Genomic DNA, 21,710 nt, shown 5'->3' with positions numbered 1-21,710 from the left:
TGCCCCCGCTCAGCGATCCGGCATGATGGCGCCGCACTTCTTGCAGGTGCGGAAATCGAGCGAGCCCCAGAAATTGTCGTAGGCCCGCGATACCGGATCGGCACCGTAGTCGCTGACGATGAAACTTTCCTCGTGCAGCAGATTGTCGCAAGCAGGACAGAACCAATGGAAGCGGTCCACTTCACCGGGACGGCGCTTGCGCTCGACCACCAGTTGGAACGCATCGGGCGGAAACCTGGGCGAATGCGGCACCATGGGCGGCTGGTAAAGACAATGCCCTTCGGGAACCACCGCCACCTTCTCCACCCCCTCGGGCGTGCGATAGTGCAGGTGCAGGTCACCCTTCAGCGAATACTGCATCTCGTGGCTGGGATTCAGATGGAACTCGCTGCGGTATTCACGGCCGCGCGCGATGAAACACAGGCAGTCGTCCTCCTGCCATAGCGGATAGGTCCGCCGTTCCTCGTTGTGCCGCAGATGCTCCATGATTTCCTGCAGGTCGATCTGGGGCATGTGCAGTTGCAGGCTGGGAAATAGTTTCATCGCTATGTCCTGGTAGTGAATCCCCCCTATTCTCGGCCCCCTGCCGGGCTGGCGCCAGCCGGCAATGCTTCTGCCGGCGGCGAAAAAACTTATGCCCGCCCGCCGGCCATCAAAATGCTTCTGCCTGTCCCGAAAGCGCTTATGCCCCGCCTCAACCGGTCCCGGCGGTGGCACAGTGGCAAGGCGTCCCCCTGCGACGGCTTGCTCAACCTTCGGGAATCCGGATCATGAAAACACCAACAATCCATTCCGTGCTCGCGGCGCTCACGCTGGTTCTGAGCGGCATATCCACGGCGCACGCCCAGGACTACCCCGCCAAACCCGTGCGGGTGGTCTCCACCTTCCCCGTGGGCAGCGGCCCCGACGTCGCGCTGCGGCTGGTGGCCGACCGGCTGTCGCAGAAATGGGGACAGCCCGTCATGGTCGAGAACAAGCCGGGAGGCAACGGCTTCATCGCCATCGATGCCGCCAAGCGCAGTCCCGCCGACGGCTACACCCTGCTCCAGATGGACAATGCGCAGACCAGCGCCCACCCCTACCTGTTCAAGAAACTGCCCTACGACCTGATGCGCGACTTCGAGCCCATCACGTCCATGCTGCGCAACTACTTCTTCGTAGTGGTGCCGGTGGACAGCCCCTTCCGCAGCACCGGCGACCTGCTCCAGGCGGCCCGCGCCAAGCCCGGCTCGGTCACCTACGGTTCGTGGTTCGTCGGCAGCCCCGGCCACATCGGCGGTGCCATGCTGGAACAGGGAGCGGGCGTGGAAATGATGCACGTCCCGTACAAGGACATGGGACAACTCTACGCCGCGGTGGCCAACAAGGAACTGGCATGGGCCTTCGGCAGCGGCGGCAGCGCCGGCCCCCTGCAGCGCGCCGGCAAGGTCCGCTACCTGGCTGTCTCGGCGCCCCGGCGGCTGGCGGGCTTCCCGGACGTCCCCACCATCTCGGAATCCGGCGGACCAGCCGGATTCGACCTGGCGGGGTCGGTCGCACTGCTGGCGCCCAAGGGCACGCCCGCGGCGGTCGCCGACAAGATCCAGCGCGACGTGGCGCAGGTGCTGCGCGACCCGGAGGTCCTCAAGCGCTACGACGCGATGTTCTACGAGCCCTACGTGCTGGAACGCGCCGAGTACGTGAAGGAGCTGGCCGACGAGACCCGGCGTTTCGGACTGGTGCTCAAGCGGCTGAACATCGCGCTGGATTGAAACGCTTGGTCAGGCCGACGCCCCGAAGTGCTCCAGGATGTCCGCCGTGTCCAGCACATCCGCATACTTCGCATGCATGTCCAGCAGGCTCATCGCATGGCTGGATTGCAGGCGGTCGAAGCAGGCGTCGGCGGCCACGGCAATGCGGTAGTTGGCGCTGAAGCCATCCACCACGGTGGCACGCACACAGCCCGAGGTGCTGCCGCCCGCCACGACCAGCGAATCCGCGCCCAGCAGGGTCAGGTAGGACTGCAACGGCGTCGAAAAGAACGCCGAGGGCTTCTGCTTGCCGATGACGAGGTCGCTGGGCTGCGGCGCGATTTCATCGACGATCTCGTCATGGTGCCGGTCGGACTGGGGCAGCGGCGCTTCCTGCGGCCGCGACAGCGCATGCTTCCACAGCCACGAACCCATGTCCCATTTGTCGTCGCGGTACGCGCCCCGCGTGTAGATGACGGGCCGCTGCTGCGCGCGAAAGGCGGCCAGCAGTTCGCGGATACGGTCGATGGCGTCCCAGCTTGCCTCGCCGCAGGAGTTGGGCCAGCGGCGGACGGAGTCGGCGATGGGTTCGCGCCGGTCGCCGCAGAAACCATAGGTGGCGTCCACGATCACCAGGGCCGGCCGCGCGCCGAACCCCATGCGGGCGCCATAGCCGGACAGCTCGATGATCTCGCGGTCGCGCGGCGTCAAGTACGAATACAGCGATTCGAGCGTGGCCATGTCCAGGGTCTCCTTAGGCGAAGAGCGCGGCGTCGCCGCGCGCCTTTTCCTGCCACGCGAGCTTGCGGACGAAGTAGTTCCAGGAATGCTCGACGTGGACGGGCGTCATGATCTGTTCGCGCCGGCGCTGGCGCACGGGCGGCACCGGGAAGCTCGCTTCGGTGCGCATCTGCGAGCCCAGCACGTGGATGCGCGCGGCGCGTTCCAGGAAAACGCCCACGCAGACGGCATGGGCGATGGACGTGCCGCAGAAGGTCACGCCGTGGTTGGCCATCAGCACGGCGAAGTGCGGCCCCAGGGTTCGCGCCAGCGCAGCGCCCTCTTCCTCGGTCTTGAGCAAGGCGGCTTCGTCCCGGTGGCACGGCAGTTCGTCGAAATAATCGGCGTCCAGCGTGAAGGGCGCCAGCGCGGTGCCGAACGACGACAGGATGCTGGCGTGGAAGGGGTGGGTATGAGCGACGACGTTGACGTCGGGCCGCGCCTTCAGGATCTCGGAATGGATGGGCCATTCCGAGTGGCGGCCTCCTTCGCCTTCCAGCTTGGCACCGTCATGGCCGACCAGCACGAAATCGGCGGCGGACAGGATCTCGCCCAGGCCACGGGCGTTGCGTTTGAGCCAGAAGCCGCGTCCCTGCGGATCGCGCAGCGACAGGTGGCCCAGGGTCATGTCGCCATGGCCTTCCATTTCCAGGACGCGGCAGGCCGTCGCCAGTTGGTCCAGTTGTTCTTCGAGTGACATCGTGGGAGCCTCAATGGGAAGGACGGGAGTTCCGGGCGGCGCCATCGGGCTCCCAGAAGATGATCCTGCCGCGCAGCGCGACGAGCAGGCGGTCGAGGGTGAAGCCGATCAGCGCCACGGCGATCACGCCGGCATAGGACTCGGCATACATGAAAGAGGCCGACGCGTAGGCGATGTAGTAGCCCAGCCCGGTGCTGTCGCCGATCATCTCGGTAATGATCACGACCACCATGGACAGGGGCAGCGCGACCCGGATGCCCGACATGATGGCGGGCAGCGCCGCCGGCAGCAGCACGCGCAGGAAGATGCGCACGGGCCCCGCGCCCATGTTGCGGGCGCTCCAGACCAGGCGCGGCGCCACGGCGCGGATGCCGAAGTAGGTGTTGACGGCGATCGGAAAGGTGCATTCCAGGGCGATCAGCGCGATCTTCGACGGCGAGCCGAATCCCAGCAGCAGGATGAAGACGGGATACAGCGCGATCTTCGGGACCGGATAGCCGAACGAGAAGATGGGTTCGACCATCCATTCGAACCAGCGGCTGCGGGCCATGAACACGCCCAGCAGCACGCCGATGACGATGGCCAGGCCAAAGCCGCTCAGGGCGCGCGAGAACGAGATGGACGCGTGATAGACCAGGTCGCCGTTGGCCAGTCCCTCCACGAAGGCCCGCCCCACCTTCACGACGGAAGGCATCAGCCGCGGCGATACCCAACCCGACCGGGACAGCAGTTCCCAGACCACGGCCAGGACCGCCAGCGGGTACAGCGGCGCCATGGCTTGTCGGGCGAATGCGCGCAGGCGCTCAACCATGGCGGGCCTCCCCGGGATACTTGTCCGCCAGCAGGCGGCGCCGGATGGCCAGCAGGACGCGGTCGCTGACGAAGCCCATCAGGCCGATGGCCAGGATGGCGGTGTACATCCAGTCGTAGCGCATGGCTTCCTCGGCGCGCACGACCATGTCGCCCAGGCCGTCGTGCGATCCCACCATCTCGGCGGCGAACAGCACGATGAACGAGAGCGCCAGGCCCGAGCGCAGGCCGGTGAAGATCTGCGGCAGCGCGGCCGGGAAGATGACGCGCCGGAAGATGTAGGCAGGCCCCGCGCCCATGTTGCGCGCGGCCCAGATCAGGGACAGGGGCGTGGCGCGGGCGCCGTACAAGGTGTTGATGAAGGTGGGGAAGAACACGGCCAGCGTGATGAGGGCGATCTTCGAGACGTCGCCGAAGCCCAGCCAGGTAATGATGACGGGCAGCAATGCGACCTTGGGTACGGGGTACAGCGTGGAGACGAGCGGATCGAAGAAAGCGCGCGCCTGCCGCCACACCGCGCTCAGGAGACCGATGGCCACGCCCAGCGCGGCGCCCATGAAGAAGCCGCTGTAGGAGCGCACGCCGGATGCCATCGCGTCGCGGATGAGTTCGCCGCTGGCCAGCAGTTCCCAGGTCGTCGCGGCGATGTCGGTCGGCGCCACCACGTAGCGGGGCGCGCCCGGCTGGCCGGCCGCCAGCTGCATGGCGACCAGCAGCGCCACGGGCAAGGTCCAGCCCGCGATCCAGCGCAGCGGACGCTGCCAGGCGCCCGCCGCGGCGGCGCGAACGCCGCTCATGAGCCTTCCCGCGCGCGCAGGACCTCGTCGCGCAGCATGTCCCAGATCCGGGCGTGGTAGTCCATGAACTCGGGCGACTTGCGAACGGCCGCGCCGCGCGGACGGGGCAGGTCCACGCGCAGGTCGGCCTTGATGCGGCCCGGACGCGCCGTGAAGACGATGATCCGGTCGCTCAGGTAGATGGCCTCTTCGATGTCGTGCGTGACGAACAGCACCGTTCGGCGGTCCTGCTGCCAGATGTCGGTCAGCTCTTCCTGCATGAGTTCGCGCGTCTGCGCGTCCAGCGCGCCGAACGGCTCGTCCATCAGCAGCATCTTGGGCTCGTAGGCCAGCGTGCGCGCCAGCGCCACGCGCTGCCGCATGCCGCCCGACAGTTCGCCTGGGTAGGCGTTCTCGAACCTGGCCAGCCCGACCATGGTGATGTATTTGCGCGCGACCTCCAGGCGCCGCGCCTTGGGCAGCCCCTGCACTTCCAGCGACCAGGCCACGTTGCCCAGCACCGTGCGCCAGGGAAAGAGCGCGTAGTCCTGGAACAGCATGCCCCGGTCGGGACCCGGCTCCGAGACCGGGCGCCCGGCCAGGCTGATCGTGCCGCTGGTGCGCGGCTCGAACCCGCCCACCATGTGCAGGAAGGTGCTCTTGCCGCAGCCCGAGGGGCCGACGATGCTGACGAACTCGCCTTCGGCGATGGACAGATCGAAATCCTCCAGCGCGGTCACGGCCTGGCCGTTGCGCAGGAAGCGTTTGCCGACGCCCTGCGCCTTCAGGTAGTCGGGGGTGCTGGCGTTGGCGTTCATTTCGGCAGGTAGCTCATGTCCACGACCTTGGCGGGATCCAGGCTGTCCAGATAGCCGAAGTCCTTCAGTTCGGCCACCATCCTGCGCATGGAATCCATGTCGACCTTGCCGTCCATCGGATGCAGGTACTTGCGCATGCCCAACGACACATCCAGCGGGATGTTGACGAACTTCGCGTCGATCAACTGCTGGTGGCTTTCACGCGGATGGTTGACGTAGAAATCGGTGGCCTTGACCAGGTCGGCCAGGAAGGAGCGCAGCGCGGCGGGGTGCTTGGCGGCGAACTCTTCCTTGACCAGCAGCAGCATCAGGTCTTCCTGCTGCCCAATTCCTTCGGTCGACGTGAAGACCGTGCGCATGCCGCCACGCTTCTCCTCGAAGGCGGCGAAAGGCTGCGGGAAGGCGCCGATGTCCAGCTTGCCGGCGCGCACCGCCTCGCCCTGGCTGGGGAAGGGAACGGCCACCCATTTGACGTCGCGCTGCGGATTCAGCCCGTGCTTCTTGATCGCCAGCCGGGCCCAGATTTCCGCCGACGAGCGCGCCCCATTGATCCCCACAGTCTTGCCCTTCAGGTCGGCAATGCTTTTGATCGGCGAGCTGTCGAGCACCATGTACTGCGTGGCGAAGCCCTTGGGACCGCCTTCGCGCGACAGCGACGCGACGATCTTGAACTTGATGCCCTGGGCCGCGGCCATCATGACGCTGTGCGCGGAACCGGTGGCGATATCCAGTTCGCCGGCTTCAAATGCTTGAAAACGCTTATCGGTTCCCCGAAAAAGGGTGTACTCGAGCTTGTAGTCGCGATTCTGTCCCGGGGTGACGGCGGGCGACGCCTTCATCGTCCACAACGGTTCCTCGGCGGACGAGCCATGGCCCACCCGGATGGGAACGACCTGGGCTTGGCTGGCTGGAGAAGCCAGAAAAAACAAGGATAAGGCGGCACAGCAGAGCGTCTTCATCGCGGCTTTCATATTGCGGTCTCCCCTGGGGTTGTCACGACTGCGTCAAGCGCGATTGTAGGTTCTTGCCCCCGGGGAAACGACCAAGTTATTCTTGCTGAGCCAGCAATTTTTCTTATCGGACGTTTTTTAATGCAAGAACGTAACCACATGCGGCACCTGCGGGCGCTGATCGCCGTGGTGGAGGAAGGCAGCATCGCGCATGCGGCCGAACGCCTGCTGCGGACCCCTTCGGCGGTGGCCAGCTCCATCCGCCAGCTCGAAGCCAGCTTCGAGGCGCCGCTGTTCGAACGCCAGTCGTCGGGCATGACGCCCACGTCTTTCGGCGATGCGGCCTACCGCCGCGCGCTGCGCATCGATGCCGAGCTGCGCCAGGCCTGTGCCGAGCTGACGCCCTACCGGGTGTCGCCCGGCGCGCCGCTATTCGCCATGCTGGTGGGGGAACGCCAGTTGACGGCGCTGGTCCGCCTGCGCGAGATGGGACACATGCCCAGCGTGGCGGCGGTAATGGGCCTGACCCAGCCCGCCGTCAGCGCCCTGCTCAGGCAGGCGGAGGCGTCCCTGGAACTGCGCCTGTTCCGCCGCACCGCCAAGGGTATGGCCGTGACCGAGGCGGGCGAGCTGCTGCTGTTCCGCGTCAGGCGGGTGCTGGCCGAACTGCGCCACCTCGAGGCCGACATCGCGCAGCAGCGCGGCGAAATCACCGGCCGGGTCATGTTCGCGGCGCTGCCTTCCATGCGAACGCGGGTGTTGCCACAGGCCATCGCCACCCTGGTGGGCCAGCATCCCAACGTGCAGATTTCCATGGTGGATGGGCCGTTCGAGATCCTGTTCGCGGGCGTGCACTCGGGCGAGATCGACTTCATCCTGACCGGACTCAACGCCAACTACTCGCACCGCGACTTTCTGATACGCGTGATAGGCAGCGACCGCCTCGTGATCGTGGTCCGGGCCGGGCATCCGCTGTGCGCCCGGGAGCCGGTCGCGATCACGGATCTGGTCCGCTACCCCTGGATACTCAGGGATCGCGGCGCGCCCACACGCGAACTGCTCAATGGTCTGTTCCACGACATGGGCCTGGCTACGCCGCACGTCGCCGTGCAGGCGGGCGACCTGGGGCTGCTGCGCGGCCTGCTCAGCCACAGCGACATGATCTCGGCGGTGTCGCCGGAGTACCTGTCCTACGAGATCGCCTCGGGCGCCGTCAAGGTGCTCGAGGTCGAGTTGCCTCCCACCGGGCGGGACATCGGCTTCATCCTTAGGCGCGACGCCCAGCCTTCGCTGCTGTGCGAGACGCTGATGCAATACATCGAGACGGCCACGCGCGAAAAAAAAGCCTGAATCCGGCTACCCGGATCCAGGCTTTCGATACTTGCGGGCGAGGCCCCGAAGGCCCCCGCCGCGATACCGCTTACTCCTGGCTGCCGCCTTCGGCCGGCTCGTCGCCCGAAGGCTCCGAGGTCGTCACGCTTTCGGCCGGCGTATTGAAGATCTCGCTCTCGTCGAAGGTGTTGCCCACGTCGGCGAATACCACTTCGCGCTCGGCGGCCTCCTGGGCTTCCTTCTCCTTGCGGGCGCCATGGTAGGCCATGCCGGTACCCGCGGGGATCAGGCGACCCACGATGACGTTTTCCTTCAAGCCGCGCAGGTCGTCGCGCTTGCCCATGATGGCGGCTTCGGTCAGGACACGCGTGGTTTCCTGGAACGAAGCGGCCGAGATGAACGAGTCGGTCGACAGCGAAGCCTTCGTGATACCCAGCAGCACGTTCTCGTACGAGGCGGGGCGCTGGTTGTCGGCGTTGACGCGATCGTTCTCGTTCAGCATCTCGGCGCGTTCGACCTGCTCGCCCGGGATGAACGAGGTGTCGCCCGGATCGACGATGTTCACGCGGCGCAGCATCTGGCGCACGATCACTTCGATGTGCTTGTCGTTGATCTTCACGCCTTGCAGGCGGTAGACGTCCTGCACTTCGTCGACGATGTAGATCGCCAGCTTCTCGATGCCTTGCAGGCGCAGGATGTCGTGGGGATCGGCCGGGCCGTCCACGATCATTTCGCCCTTGTTCACCACCTGGCCGTCGTGCACCAGCACCTGCTTTTCCTTCGGAATCAGGAACTCGTGGCTGACGCCGTCCAGGTCGGTGATGACCAGGCGCTGCTTGCCCTTGGTGTCCTTGCCGAACGAGACCGTGCCGGTGACGTCGGCAAGCATGCCGGCATCCTTGGGCGAACGGGCTTCGAACAGCTCGGCCACGCGCGGCAGACCCCCGGTAATGTCGCGGGTCTTCTGCGATTCCTGCGGAATACGCGCCAGCACTTCGCCCACGCCGACCTGCTGGCCGTCGCGAACGGTGATCAGCGCGCCCACCGGGAAGGAGATGCTGACCGAGTGATCGGTACCGGCGATCTTGACTTCCTCGTTGGCGCTGTCGAGCAGCTTGACCTGCGGACGCACGGTCTGCTTGGCGCTGCCACGCGTCTTGGGCGTGATCGCGACCAGGGTCGACAGGCCGGTGACTTCGTCGAGCTGACGGGCCACCGTGACGCCTTCTTCCACGTTCTCGAACTTGATCGTGCCACCGTACTCGGTGATGATCGGACGGGTCAGCGGATCCCAGCTGGCCAGTTGCGCACCGGCCTTGACCGTCGCGCCGTCGCCATGCAGCAGGATCGCGCCGTACGGCACCTTGTGGCGCTCGCGCTCGCGGCCATTGTCGTCGACGATCAGGATTTCGCCCGACCGCGAGATGGCAACCTGCTCGCCCTTGCCGTTGGTCACGTAGCGCATGGCGCTGGTGAAGCGCACCGTGCCGTTGGACTTGGTTTCCACGCCCGAGGCCAGCGCCGCGCGCGAGGCCGCGCCACCGATGTGGAACGTACGCATCGTCAGCTGCGTGCCGGGTTCGCCGATGGACTGGGCGGCGATCACGCCGACCGCCTCGCCGACGTTGACCGGCGAGCCGCGGCCCAGGTCGCGGCCGTAGCACGCGGCGCACAGGCCATGGCGGGTTTCGCAGGTCAGGGCCGAGCGCACCTTCACTTCGTCGATGCCCAGGCGCTCGATGGTGTCGACCGCGTCTTCGTCCAGCAGCGTGCCGGCTTCGAACACGGTCTCCTGGGTGTCGGGGTTGACCACGTCGGCGACCACGGTGCGGCCGAGGATACGGTCGCGCAGCGGCTCGATGACTTCACCGCCTTCGACCAGCGCCTTCATGGCGAAGCCGAAGGTCGTGCCGCAATCGTCCTCGGTGATGACCAGGTCCTGCGTCACGTCCACCAGACGACGGGTCAGGTAACCCGAGTTCGCCGTCTTCAGCGCCGTATCGGCCAGGCCTTTACGCGCGCCGTGGGTCGAGATGAAGTACTGCAGTACGTTCAGGCCCTCGCGGAAGTTCGCGGTGATGGGCGTCTCGATGATGGAGCCGTCGGGCTTGGCCATCAGGCCCCGCATGCCGGCCAGCTGGCGGATCTGGGCCGCGGAACCGCGGGCGCCGGAGTCGGCCATCATGTAGATCGAGTTGAACGACTCCTGGCGGGTGGCGGTACCGTGGCGGTCGACGACGGGCTCGGTCGAGAGCTGTTCCATCATCGCCTTGCCCACGCGGTCGCCGGCCTTGCCCCAGATATCCACCACGTTGTTGTAGCGTTCCTGGGAGGTGACCAGACCCGACGAGTACTGCTTGTCGATTTCCTTGACCTCCTTGCTGGCCTCGGCAAGGATGCCTTCCTTGGCGGACGGGATCAGCATGTCGTCCATGCAGATCGAGATACCGCCGCGCGTGGCCAGGCGGAAGCCCGACTGCATCAGTTGGTCGGCGAAGATCACCGTGTCGCGCAGGCCGCAGCGGCGGAACGACTGATTGATCAGGCGCGAGATTTCCTTCTTCTTCAGGGGCTTGTTCAGCACAGAGAAGGGCAGCCCCTTGGGCAGGATCTCCGACAGGATGGCGCGGCCGACGGTGGTCTCGAAGCGGCGCAGCACCGGCTGGTACTCGCCGTTCTCGTCACGCTCGTACTCGTTCAGGCGCACGGTGATGCGCGACTGCAGCTCGACCGCCTTGTTCTCGTAGGCGCGCATGACTTCGGACACGTCCACGAAGTGCAGGCCTTCGCCGGCACCATTCACGCGCTCGCGGGTGGCGTAGTACAGGCCCAGCACGATGTCCTGCGAAGGAACGATCGAGGGTTCGCCGTTGGCCGGGAACAGCACGTTGTTGGAGGCCAGCATCAGCGTGCGGGCTTCCAGCTGGGCTTCCAGCGACAGCGGAACGTGGACGGCCATCTGGTCGCCGTCGAAGTCGGCGTTGAACGCCGCGCAGACCAGCGGGTGCAGCTGGATGGCCTTGCCTTCGATCAGGACCGGCTCGAACGCCTGGATGCCCAGGCGGTGCAGCGTCGGCGCGCGGTTCAGCATGATCGGGTGTTCGCGGATCACCTCTTCGAGGATGTCCCACACCACCGGTTCCTGCGTTTCCACCAGCTTCTTGGCCGCCTTGATGGTCGTGGCCAGCCCCATCATTTCCAGGCGGTTGAAGATGAAGGGCTTGAACAGTTCCAGCGCCATCAGCTTGGGCAGGCCGCACTGGTGCAGCTTGAGCTGCGGGCCCACCACGATGACCGAACGGCCCGAGTAGTCGACGCGCTTGCCCAGCAGGTTCTGGCGGAAGCGGCCGCTCTTGCCCTTGATCATGTCGGCCAGCGACTTGAGCGGACGCTTGTTGGCGCCGGTCATGGCCTTGCCGCGGCGGCCGTTGTCCAGCAGCGAGTCGACGGCTTCCTGCAGCATGCGCTTTTCGTTGCGCACGATGATTTCAGGAGCCTTCAGTTCGAGCAGGCGCTTCAGGCGGTTGTTGCGGTTGATGACCCGGCGATACAGGTCGTTCAGGTCGGACGTGGCGAAGCGGCCACCGTCCAGCGGCACCAGCGGACGCAGCTCGGGCGGCAGCACGGGCAGCACTTCCAGGATCATCCAGTCGGGCTTGATGCCGGACTTCTGGAAGCCTTCCAGCACCTTCAGGCGCTTGGAGATCTTCTTGATCTTGGCATCCGAGCTGGTGGCCTGGAGGTCGGCGCGCAGCGTCTCTATCTCGCGGTTGATGTCGATCGTGCGCAGCAGTTCGCGCACGGCCTCGGCACCCATCACCGCACGGAAATCGTCACCGTACTCTTCGGTCTTGGCCAGGAAGTCGTCTTCCGACATGATCTGGGCGCGCTTGAGCGGCGTCATGCCCGGATCGATGACGCAGTAGGCTTCGAAGTACAGCACGCGTTCGATGTCGCGCAGCGTCATGTCCAGGACCATGCCCAGACGCGACGGCAGCGACTTCAGGAACCAGATGTGAGCGACCGGGCTGGCCAGCTCGATATGGCCCATGCGCTCGCGGCGAACCTTGGCCAGCGTGACTTCCACGCCGCACTTCTCGCAGATCACGCCGCGGTGCTTCAGGCGCTTGTACTTGCCGCACAGGCACTCGTAGTCCTTGATCGGCCCGAAGATCTTGGCGCAGAACAGCCCGTCGCGTTCGGGCTTGAACGTGCGATAGTTGATCGTCTCCGGCTTCTTGACTTCGCCGAACGACCACGACCGGATCTTCTCCGGCGACGCGATGCCAATGCGAATGGCGTCGAACTGTTCTTCCTGCGTAACCTGCTTGAACAGATCCAATAGCGCTTTCATGGCGACTCCTATCAGTTACGCTCAAGATCCATGTCGATCCCGAGCGACCGGATTTCCTTGACCAGCACGTTGAACGACTCGGGCATGCCGGCGTCGATCACGTGGTCGCCCTTGACGATGTTCTCGTACACCTTGGTACGGCCGTTCACGTCGTCGGACTTCACGGTCAGCATTTCTTGCAGCACATACGAAGCGCCGTAGGCTTCCAGCGCCCACACTTCCATTTCCCCGAAGCGCTGGCCGCCGAACTGCGCCTTGCCGCCCAGCGGCTGCTGGGTCACCAGCGAGTACGGGCCGGTCGAGCGGGCGTGCATCTTGTCGTCGACCAGGTGGTGCAGCTTCAGCATGTGCATGTAGCCGACCGTGACCGGACGCTCGAACATCTCGCCGGTGCGGCCGTCGTACAGGTAGGCCTGGGTCTTGGAGTTGGTCAGCTTGAGGCTCTCGGCCAGTTCGTCCGGATAGGCCAGGTCGAGCATCGCGCGGATGTCGTTCTCCGAAGCGCCGTCGAACACCGGCGTCGCGAACGGCACGCCGTTGCGCAGGTTCTGCGCCAGCTCGATCACCGCGTCGTCGTCCAGTTCTTCCAGGCGGGCTGCCGTGCCGGTGGTGTTGTAGACCTTGCCGACGAACTCGCGCACCTTGGCCACTTCGACCTTGCGCGCTTCGGCCAGCATTTCGTTGAAGCGCTGGCCCAGGCCCTTGGCGGCCCAGCCCAGGTGCACTTCCAGAACCTGGCCCACGTTCATCCGCGAAGGCACGCCCAGCGGGTTCAGCACGATGTCGACGGGAGTGCCGTCGGCCATGTGCGGCATGTCTTCCACCGGGGTGATCTTCGAGACCACGCCCTTGTTGCCGTGGCGGCCGGCCATCTTGTCGCCGGGTTGCAGGCGGCGCTTGACGGCCAGGTAGACCTTGACCATCTTGAGCACGCCCGGGGGCAGCTCGTCGCCCTGGGTCAGCTTCTTGCGCTTCTCTTCGAAGGCGAGATCGAACTGGTGGCGCTTCTGCTCGATCGATTCCTTGGCCTGCTCGAGCGCGGTTGCCGCGCCTTCGTCGGCCAGGCGGATGTCGAACCACTGCCAGCGGTCCAGCTCGGCCAGGTAGGACTTGGCGATCGCCGCGCCCTTGGCCAGCTTGCGCGGGCCGCCGTTGACGACCTTGCCGACCAGCGACTTCTCGATACGGTCGAAGGTATCGTTTTCCACGATACGCAGCTGGTCGTTCAGGTCCTGGCGATAGCGCTTGAGTTCATCATCGATGATGGACTGGGCGCGCTTGTCGCGCACGATGCCTTCGCGCGTGAACACCTGCACGTCGATGACGGTGCCGACCATGCCCGAAGGCACACGCAGCGAGGTGTCCTTCACGTCGGAGGCTTTTTCGCCGAAGATCGCGCGCAGCAGCTTCTCTTCCGGGGTCAGCTGGGTCTCGCCCTTGGGCGTGACCTTGCCGACCAGCACGTCGCCGGCCTCGACTTCGGCGCCGATGTAGACGATGCCGGATTCGTCCAGGCGGTTCAGCTGGCCTTCGGACAGGTTGCTGATGTCGCGCGTGATTTCTTCCGAGCCCAGCTTGGTGTCGCGGGCGACGACCGTCAGTTCCTCGATGTGGATGGAGGTGTAGCGGTCATTGGCCACCACGCGCTCCGACATCAGGATCGAGTCCTCGAAGTTGTAGCCGTTCCAGGGCATGAACGCGACCAGCATGTTCTGGCCCAGGGCGAGTTCGCCCAGGTCGCTGGAGGCGCCATCGGCCAGCACGTCGCCCCGGGCGATCATGTCGCCGCGGCGCACGATCGGGCGCTGGTTGATGTTGGTGTTCTGGTTGGAACGGGTGTACTTGATCAGGTTGTAGATGTCGACGCCGACTTCACCGGCGGCGTTTTCATCGTCGTTGACCCGGATCACGACGCGTTCGGCGTCGACGTAGTCGACCAGGCCGCCGCGCAGCGCCTGCACGGTGGTGCCGGAGTCGACCGCCACCGTGCGTTCGATGCCGGTGCCGACCACGGGCTTCTCGGGACGCAGGCAGGGCACGGCCTGGCGCTGCATGTTCGAGCCCATCAGCGCGCGGTTCGCGTCGTCATGCTCCAGGAACGGGATCAGCGAAGCGGCCACGGACACGATCTGCGACGGCGCCACGTCCATGTAGTGGACGTTCTCGGCGGCGGTCAGCATCGTTTCACCGGCCTGGCGGCAGGCCACCAGGTCGTCCACGAAATGGCCTTCGGCGTCGAGCGTGGCGTTCGCCTGCGCGATCACGTAGCGGCTTTCCTCGATGGCCGACAGGTACTCGATCTGGTCGCTGACCTTGCTGTCCACGACCTTGCGGTACGGCGTCTCCAGGAAGCCGTACTCGTTCAGGCGGGCATACAGGGCCATCGAGTTGATCAGGCCGATGTTCGGACCTTCGGGCGTCTCGATCGGGCAGACGCGGCCGTAGTGGGTCGGGTGCACGTCGCGCACCTCGAAGCCGGCGCGCTCGCGGGTCAGGCCGCCAGGGCCCAGGGCCGAGACGCGGCGCTTGTGCGTGATCTCGGACAGCGGGTTGGTCTGGTCCATGAACTGCGACAGCTGGCTCGAACCGAAGAACTCCTTGATGGCGGCCGAGATCGGCTTGGAGTTGATCAGGTCGTGCGGCATCAGGTTCTCGGACTCGGCCTGGCCCAGGCGCTCCTTGACGGCGCGCTCGACGCGCACCAGTCCGGCGCGGAACTGGTTCTCCGCCAGTTCGCCCACGCAGCGCACGCGGCGATTGCCCAGGTGATCGATGTCGTCGATCTCGCCGCGGCCATTGCGCAGCTCGACCAGCACCTTGATCGTATCGAGGATGTCCTCGTTATTGAGGGTCATCGCGCCGGTGATGTCATTGCCGCGGCCCAGCCGGCTGTTGACCTTCATGCGGCCCACGCGCGACAGATCGTAGGTATCCTCGCTGAAGAACAGGCGCTGGAACAGCGCTTCGACGGCTTCCTCGGTGGGCGGCTCGCCGGGGCGCATCATGCGGTAGATCGCCACGCGCGCGGCGGTCTGGTCGGTGGTCTCGTCCACGCGCAGCGTTTGCGAGATGTACGGGCCCTGGTCCAGGTCGTTCGTGTAGAGCGTCTGGATCTCGCGCACGTTGTTCTCGCGCAGCTTGTTCAACAGCGACTCGGTCAGCTCTTCGTTGGCGTGCGCCACGATCTCGCCGGTTTCCGGATCGACCACGTTGCGGGCCAGCGCGCGGCCCAGCAGGAAGTCTTCGGGCACCGAGATACGCTTGGTCTCCGCGGCCACCAGGTCGCGGATGTGCTTGGCGTTGATGCGCTTGTCCTTGGCGACGATGACGTTGCCGGACTTGTCGTTGATGTCGAAGCGCGCGACCTCGCCCTTCCAGCGCTCGGGCACGAATTCCATCAGGCCACCCTCGCTCGCCAGCTCGAAGCTGTCGAACGCGAAGAAGTGCGCCAGGATGCTCTCGGGCGTCATGCCGATGGCCTTGAGCAGGATGGTCACGGGCATCTTGCGGCGGCGGTCGACACGGAAGAACAGGATGTCCTTGGGGTCGAACTCGAAGTCCAGCCACGAGCCGCGGTAGGGAATCACGCGAGCCGAGAACAGCAGCTTGCCGGAGCTGTGGGTCTTGCCGCGGTCGTGCTCGAAGAACACGCCGGGCGAACGGTGCAGCTGCGAGACGATGACCCGCTCGGTACCGTTGATGACGAACGATCCGGTGGAAGTCATGAGCGGAATCTCGCCCATGTAGACTTCCTGTTCCTTCACTTCCTTGACGGTGGGTTTGCTCGCCTCGCGATCGAGCAGGACCAGGCGCACCTTGGCGCGCAGGGGCGACGCGAAGGTCAGCCCACGCTGCTGGCATTCGCGCACGTCGAAGGCGGGTTCGCCCAGCACGTAGCTGACGAATTCCAGCCTGGCCATCTGGTTATGGCTGACGATGGGAAAAATCGAGGAGAATGCGGCTTGCAGCCCTTCTTCCTTGCGCTGCAGGGGTGCGGTATCCGACTGCAGGAAGGTACGATAGGACTCGAGCTGGGTTGCCAGCAGGAAAGGAACGGTTTGCACGTCCTCGCGCTTGGCGAAGCTCTTGCGGATGCGCTTCTTTTCGGTGAACGAGTAGGGCATGAGCACTCCGACTCAGGTTGCACGAACCACGGGTAATGGTCCTAAAATACGACTTCGAAATCTCAATGGGGCTACCCGCCGGCTGGGCCGGTGCCCCTCTTCCGGGCTCGCCCGGCACGGGTTTCGGGTCCGAAGGCGGCATCATCCCCACCTGCGCACCGGAAATCCGTCGGCCGATCCGTGCGCGCAAAGCCACGCGAACCAGCGGTACTGCCACGGAAAACAGGCTTTAAAAGCCCTTTTCCAAAAACGCAAAAACCCGGAGGCCGTTTTTTAGCGGCCACCGGGTACCGGCAAGGATCGAATTACTTGACTTCGACCTTGGCACCGGCTTCTTCAAGCTTCTTCTTGGCGGCTTCGGCATCAGCCTTGGCAACGCCTTCCTTCACGGGCTTCGGAGCGCCGTCGACCAGGTCCTTGGCTTCCTTCAGGCCCAGGCCGGTCAGCTCGCGCACGGCCTTGATGACGTTGACCTTGTTGGCGCCGACTTCGGCCAGGATCACGTTGAACTCGGTCTGCTCTTCAGCAGCGGCGGCAGCGCCACCAGCAGCGGCGGGAGCGGCGACAGCCACAGCGGCGGCAGCAGCCGACACGCCGAACTTGTCTTCCAGGTCCTTGATCAGTTCCGACAGTTCCAGGACGGTCAGGCCGGCGATGGCGTCGATGATTTCAGCTTTGCTAAGTGCCATTTTGTTTAAAACTCCAATGAATTTGATACCAGGTATTGGGTGTCGCTTCGTGTCACGAGATTCCGAGGGGAAACATCCCCCGGCCGCTTAGGCGGCCTGCTTGTCCCGCACGGCCGCGAGGCCACGCACGAACTTGGTCGGAACTTCGTTGAGCGTACGCACAAACTGTGCAACGGGTGCCTGCATGGTGCCCAGCAACTTCGCCAGCAACTCTTCGCGCGAGGGCAGCGAGGCCAGAGCCTTGACGCCTTCGACGGACATGACACCGTTCGGCAGGGCACCGCCCTTCAGAACGAGCTTGTCGTTGGTTTTGGCAAAATTGGACAGGACCTTGGCTGCCGCGACCGGATCAGCGCTGATGGCGTACATCAGCGGACCGGTCAGTTGCGACGACAGACCCTCGAAGGGGGTGCCGTTCACAGCGCGGCGGGCCAGCGTGTTCTTCAGAACACGCAGGTAAACGCCCGATTCACGTGCTTGCTTGCGCAGTACGGTGACGGAAGCGACGTCCAGACCACGATATTCGGCGATAACGATCGATTGAGCCTTGGCGACTTGAGCCGAGATCTCTTCGACGACCACCGTTTTCTCTTGACGATTGAGACTCACGGTTTGAACACTCCATCATAAGACGCTCGGGATACCACCCCTTGCGTCAACCGAATGCGGCGAACCTGGTCGACTTCTTTGGATAAAGAATTCTTCCTGGGAGCGCCGTCTGCGCTGGATCCGTGCTTGGGCGGACAGCATTCCATGCCTGCCCGCGAGTCGCGGTTTTAAGATCCTCCGGGCACCTGGCGGGCCAGGGACTCCGGTTTCACTCCAGCGGTCTTTGACAGCAGCACCGCGCGTCCGGCTTTCGCCCGCGCCCGGTACAGCCCAAAGTCTGTTGCCCTGCGATTACTGCTGGCTGGCCGTCAGAGAGGCCTGGTCCACGCGGACACCGCCACCCATGGTGGACGACACCGCCAGCTTGCGCAGGTAAATACCCTTGGCCGTCGTCGGACGGGCCTTGTTCAGCGCGTCGACCAGGGCCAGCAGGTTGCTCTGCAGCTGTTCGACGTTGAACGAGGCACGGCCGATGGTGGCGTGAATGATCCCGGCCTTGTCGGTACGGTACTGGACCTGACCAGCCTTGGCGTTCTTGACGGCGGTGGCGACGTCGGGCGTCACGGTGCCGACCTTGGGGTTCGGCATCAGGCCACGCGGACCCAGGATCTGGCCCAGCGCGCCGACGACACGCATCGTGTCGGGCGAGGCGATCACCACGTCGAAGTCGATCTGGCCAGCCTTGATGCGCTCGGCCAGGTCTTCCATGCCGACGATGTCGGCGCCGGCGGCCTTGGCGGCCTCGGCCTTCTCGCCCTGGGCGAACACGGCTACGCGCACCGACTTGCCGGTACCGGCGGGCAGCACCACCGAGCCACGGACCAGTTGGTCGGACTTCTTGGCGTCGATGCCCAGCTGCACGGCCAGGTCGATGGATTCATCGAACTTGGCGGTCGCGGTTTCCTTCACCAGCGCCAGCGCTTCGGCGACGGGATACAGCTTGCTGCGGTCGATCTTGGCGCGCAGCGCGGCTACACGTTTGGTCATGCGTGCCATGATTACAGGCCCTCCACCGTGATGCCCATGCTACGGGCGCTGCCAGCGATCGTGCGGACCGCGGCGTCCATGTCGGCAGCCGTCAGATCGGCTTGCTTGGTCTTGACGATTTCTTCGACCTGGGCGCGAGTCAGCGTGCCAACCTTGTCGGTATGGGGCTTGGGCGAACCCTTCTGGATGCCGGCAGCCTTCTTGATGAGGATGGTCGCCGGGGGCGACTTCATCACGAAGGTGAAGCTCTTGTCGGCAAAGGCGGTGATCACCACGGGAATCGGCAGACCGGGCTCCAGGCCCTGGGTCTTGGCGTTGAACGCCTTGCAGAATTCCATGATGTTCAGGCCGCGCTGACCCAGCGCCGGACCGATCGGGGGAGAGGGATTGGCTTTACCAGCTGGCACTTGCAGCTTGATGAAGCCGACGATTTTCTTCGCCATGCTTGACTCCTTGCGGGTACGTACGCAGGCCGATCAGGCCTGCTCCCCGGGGTTGACGGTCGGGTTGGTTCGCGGCGCGGACGCCGCGAGCCGGATGGCGCTGACCGTAGCGCCCCATCCGGCCGTATGTTTGGTCAGGACTTCTCGACCTGACTGAAATCGAGTTCCACCGGGGTCGATCGGCCGAAAATCGTGACCGACACGCGCAGCTTGCTCTTTTCGTAGTTCACGTCTTCCACGTTGCCGTTGAAGTCGGTGAACGGGCCTTCCTTGATGCGGACCATTTCGCCCACTTCAAAGAGGATCTTGGGACGCGGCTTCTCCACGCCCTCTTCCATCTGCGACAGGATGTCGTCGACCTCGCGCTGGGGGATGGGCGTGGGGCGGTTGCCCGATCCACCCACGAACCCCGTCACCTTGTTGGTGTTCTTCACCAGGTGCCAGGTCTCGTCGGTCAGGTCCATCTCGACCAGCACGTAGCCGGGAAAGAAGCGGCGCTCGGTGATGGACTTCTGGCCACCCTTGACCTCGATGACCTCTTCCGTGGGCACCAGGATGCGACCGAAGGAGGTCTGCAGCGCGGCCCGCTCGATGCGTTCCGTCAGCGCCTTCTGGACGCTTTTTTCCATGCCGGAATAGACATGGACAACGTACCAACGTTTGCTCATCGTCTTGTTTCCGCCGTGTTATTTCCAACCAAGAATGAGGTCGTACAACACCCATTCAATGGTTTTGTCTGTAACCCACAGGAACAGCGCCATGACCACCACGAAAGCGAACACCGCGACGGTGGTCTGGATGGTTTCCTTGCGGGAAGGCCACACGACCTTGCGCGTTTCCTGGGCCGAATCCTGGCCGAATGCGACCAGGCGCCTCCCGGGCTCGCTGAACCAGCCGATCACCAGGGCAAGGACCACACCGGCCACGATGACGCCCACCCGGGCGATCGTGGGGCTGTCCGCCAAGGCGTAGAACCCCACCAGCCCAGCGACGAACGCCGCGATGGCCAGGCCCAGCTTGATGCGGTCGGCAGTGCTAGTTACGGTTTCTACGTTTGGATTCGACATCTTTTCGTCCGGGCAGCGCCAGACATTGCTGGCGGCGACGGTGCTTGCAAAACACCCGGGGCAGAAGCCGCGCCGGGCTTTTTGTCGGAAGCCGCGGCTAGACCCCGCGGGCTCCGGGAGAGGTGGCAGGGGAAGAGGGAATCGAACCCACAACCTTCGGTTTTGGAGACCGACGCTCTGCCAATTGAGCTATTCCCCTATGGATGAAGCCCCCCCGGATTCTTTAGGGAGGGCCTTCAAACTTTTACTACCAACTACCACTACTTCGGCACCACGACTTATCCCGCGCAAGCGCGGGATAAGTGTCTTACTTGATGACTTTGGCGACCACGCCGGCGCCGACGGTACGACCGCCTTCACGGATGGCGAAGCGCAGGCCTTCTTCCATGGCGATGGGAGCCAGCAGCTTGACCGTGATCGACACGTTGTCGCCCGGCAGCACCATTTCCTTGTCCTTGGGCAGCTCGATCGTGCCCGTCACGTCCGTCGTGCGGAAGTAGAACTGGGGACGATAGCCGTTGAAGAACGGCGTGTGACGGCCGCCTTCTTCCTTCGACAGCACGTACACCTCGGCCGAGAACTCCGTGTGCGGCGTGATCGAACCGGGCTTGGCCAGAACCTGGCCCCGCTCGACGTCTTCACGCTTGGTGCCGCGCAGCAGAATACCGACGTTGTCGCCCGCCTGGCCCTGATCCAGCAGCTTGCGGAACATTTCCACGCCCGTGCACGTCGTCTTGACCGTGTCCTTGATACCGACGATTTCGATTTCCTCGCCGACCTTGACGATGCCCCGCTCGATACGACCCGTCACCACCGTGCCGCGGCCCGAGATCGAGAACACGTCTTCCACCGGCATCAGGAACGCACCGTCGACCGCCCGCTCGGGCGTCGGAATGTACGAGTCCAGCGCTGCCGCCAGTTGCAGAATGGCCGGCTCGCCCAGCTCGCCCTTGTCGCCTTCCAGCGCCAGACGGGCCGAACCCTTCACGATCGGCGTATCGTCGCCCGGGAAGTCGTACTTCGAGAGCAGCTCGCGAACTTCCATTTCCACCAGTTCCAGCAGCTCGGCGTCGTCAACCAGGTCCGCCTTGTTCAGGAACACGATGATGTACGGCACGCCAACCTGGCGCGACAGCAGGATGTGCTCGCGCGTCTGCGGCATCGGGCCGTCAGCGGCCGACACCACCAGGATCGCGCCGTCCATCTGCGCCGCACCCGTGATCATGTTCTTCACGTAGTCCGCGTGGCCCGGGCAATCAACGTGCGCGTAGTGCCGCGTCTGCGTCTCGTATTCCACGTGCGCCGTGTTGATCGTGATACCACGCGCCTTCTCTTCCGGCGCCGCGTCGATCTGGTCGTACGCCTTCGCCTCGCCGCCGAACTGCTTCGACAGCACCGTCGTGATCGCCGCCGTCAGCGTCGTCTTGCCGTGGTCAACGTGACCGATCGTGCCCACGTTCACGTGCGGCTTGGTACGCTCAAACTTGCCTTTTGCCATGGCTGACTCCCGCCTCTGGATGCCTGCTATAACGGATGGAACC

At 64.8% G+C, this 21,710-nt stretch carries 18 protein-coding genes and 1 tRNA gene; 2 read left to right on the top strand and 17 right to left on the bottom strand.

Annotation, left to right across the window (positions count from 1 at the left end; genetic code table 11):
* Window positions 1-9: 9 nt before the first annotated feature.
* Window positions 10-543: a 3-hydroxybutyryl-CoA dehydratase gene (locus tag EGT29_RS02720; protein WP_124687585.1), complete on the bottom strand. Its 534-nt coding sequence runs from the start codon at window positions 541-543 to the stop codon at window positions 10-12.
* A gap of 227 nt (window positions 544-770) precedes the next feature.
* On the opposite strand from EGT29_RS02720, the gene EGT29_RS02715 reads away from it, so the two are divergent.
* Window positions 771-1,751 carry a tripartite tricarboxylate transporter substrate binding protein gene (locus EGT29_RS02715; RefSeq protein ID WP_124687584.1) on the top strand — a complete coding sequence of 327 codons (981 nt, stop codon included), beginning with the start codon at window positions 771-773 and terminating at the stop codon, window positions 1,749-1,751.
* Window positions 1,752-1,760: 9 nt separating this feature from the next.
* On the opposite strand, the gene EGT29_RS02710 is transcribed toward EGT29_RS02715, so the two are convergent.
* From EGT29_RS02710 to EGT29_RS02685, 6 genes are read right to left on the bottom strand one after another with little or no spacing between them, the layout of a single operon-like run.
* Entirely contained in the window at window positions 1,761-2,471 is a 711-nt protein-coding gene (locus tag EGT29_RS02710) for an isochorismatase family protein (protein WP_124687583.1), read from the bottom strand.
* Window positions 2,472-2,484: 13 nt separating this feature from the next.
* Entirely contained in the window at window positions 2,485-3,210 is a 726-nt protein-coding gene (locus EGT29_RS02705) for a class II aldolase/adducin family protein (protein ID WP_161567674.1), read from the bottom strand.
* Window positions 3,211-3,220: 10 nt separating this feature from the next.
* A complete protein-coding gene (locus EGT29_RS02700; protein WP_124687581.1) occupies window positions 3,221-4,021 on the bottom strand; it encodes an ABC transporter permease in 801 nt (266 codons plus the stop codon).
* Entirely contained in the window at window positions 4,014-4,817 is an 804-nt protein-coding gene (locus tag EGT29_RS02695; protein WP_124687580.1) for an ABC transporter permease, read from the bottom strand. Before EGT29_RS02695 ends, EGT29_RS02700 begins: the two co-directional genes overlap by 8 nt.
* Window positions 4,814-5,614, bottom strand: coding sequence for an ABC transporter ATP-binding protein (locus EGT29_RS02690; RefSeq protein ID WP_124687579.1), 801 nt, complete (start codon window positions 5,612-5,614; stop codon window positions 4,814-4,816). Before EGT29_RS02690 ends, EGT29_RS02695 begins: the two co-directional genes overlap by 4 nt.
* A complete protein-coding gene (locus tag EGT29_RS02685) occupies window positions 5,611-6,453 on the bottom strand; it encodes an ABC transporter substrate-binding protein (RefSeq protein ID WP_161567673.1) in 843 nt (280 codons plus the stop codon). Before EGT29_RS02685 ends, EGT29_RS02690 begins: the two co-directional genes overlap by 4 nt.
* 252 nt (window positions 6,454-6,705) lie before the next feature.
* Between EGT29_RS02685 and EGT29_RS02680 the strand changes: the two genes are divergently transcribed.
* Entirely contained in the window at window positions 6,706-7,914 is a 1,209-nt protein-coding gene (locus EGT29_RS02680) for a LysR family transcriptional regulator (protein WP_124687577.1), read from the top strand.
* 70 nt (window positions 7,915-7,984) lie between these two features.
* Here EGT29_RS02680 and rpoC read toward each other — a convergent pair whose 3' ends face one another.
* From rpoC to tuf, 10 genes are all read right to left on the bottom strand, one after another.
* Window positions 7,985-12,250: a DNA-directed RNA polymerase subunit beta' gene (gene rpoC, locus EGT29_RS02675; protein WP_238160271.1), complete on the bottom strand. Its 4,266-nt coding sequence runs from the start codon at window positions 12,248-12,250 to the stop codon at window positions 7,985-7,987.
* An 11-nt stretch (window positions 12,251-12,261) separates the two neighbouring features.
* The gene (gene rpoB / locus EGT29_RS02670; protein WP_124687576.1) at window positions 12,262-16,374 is read right to left on the bottom strand and encodes a DNA-directed RNA polymerase subunit beta; all 4,113 of its coding nucleotides are present in this window, start codon (window positions 16,372-16,374) and stop codon (window positions 12,262-12,264) included.
* 305 nt (window positions 16,375-16,679) lie between these two features.
* On the bottom strand, window positions 16,680-17,063 hold the full coding sequence (gene rplL / locus EGT29_RS02665) for a 50S ribosomal protein L7/L12 (RefSeq protein ID WP_124687575.1): 384 nt from the start codon (window positions 17,061-17,063) through the stop codon (window positions 16,680-16,682).
* A gap of 87 nt (window positions 17,064-17,150) precedes the next feature.
* The gene (gene rplJ / locus EGT29_RS02660; RefSeq protein WP_124687574.1) at window positions 17,151-17,672 is read right to left on the bottom strand and encodes a 50S ribosomal protein L10; all 522 of its coding nucleotides are present in this window, start codon (window positions 17,670-17,672) and stop codon (window positions 17,151-17,153) included.
* A 291-nt stretch (window positions 17,673-17,963) separates the two neighbouring features.
* Window positions 17,964-18,668, bottom strand: coding sequence for a 50S ribosomal protein L1 (gene rplA, locus EGT29_RS02655; RefSeq protein WP_124687573.1), 705 nt, complete (start codon window positions 18,666-18,668; stop codon window positions 17,964-17,966).
* 2 nt (window positions 18,669-18,670) lie between these two features.
* Window positions 18,671-19,102, bottom strand: a complete 432-nt coding sequence (gene rplK, locus EGT29_RS02650; protein WP_124687572.1) for a 50S ribosomal protein L11 — start codon at window positions 19,100-19,102, stop codon at window positions 18,671-18,673.
* 134 nt (window positions 19,103-19,236) lie between these two features.
* On the bottom strand, window positions 19,237-19,770 hold the full coding sequence (gene nusG / locus EGT29_RS02645; RefSeq protein ID WP_124687571.1) for a transcription termination/antitermination protein NusG: 534 nt from the start codon (window positions 19,768-19,770) through the stop codon (window positions 19,237-19,239).
* An 18-nt stretch (window positions 19,771-19,788) separates the two neighbouring features.
* The gene (secE, locus tag EGT29_RS02640; RefSeq protein ID WP_124687570.1) at window positions 19,789-20,169 is read right to left on the bottom strand and encodes a preprotein translocase subunit SecE; all 381 of its coding nucleotides are present in this window, start codon (window positions 20,167-20,169) and stop codon (window positions 19,789-19,791) included.
* 123 nt (window positions 20,170-20,292) lie between these two features.
* Window positions 20,293-20,368 (bottom strand) — tRNA-Trp (locus EGT29_RS02635).
* Between the two features lie 108 nt (window positions 20,369-20,476).
* Window positions 20,477-21,667, bottom strand: coding sequence for an elongation factor Tu (tuf, locus tag EGT29_RS02630; protein ID WP_124687569.1), 1,191 nt, complete (start codon window positions 21,665-21,667; stop codon window positions 20,477-20,479).
* Window positions 21,668-21,710: the final 43 nt, after the last annotated feature.

The organism is Pigmentiphaga sp. H8 (assembly GCF_003854895.1).
Taxonomy (GTDB): domain Bacteria; phylum Pseudomonadota; class Gammaproteobacteria; order Burkholderiales; family Burkholderiaceae_B; genus Pigmentiphaga.
Note: the sequence above shows the minus strand (reverse complement) of the source record. Positions and strands in the feature narration are given on the sequence as shown.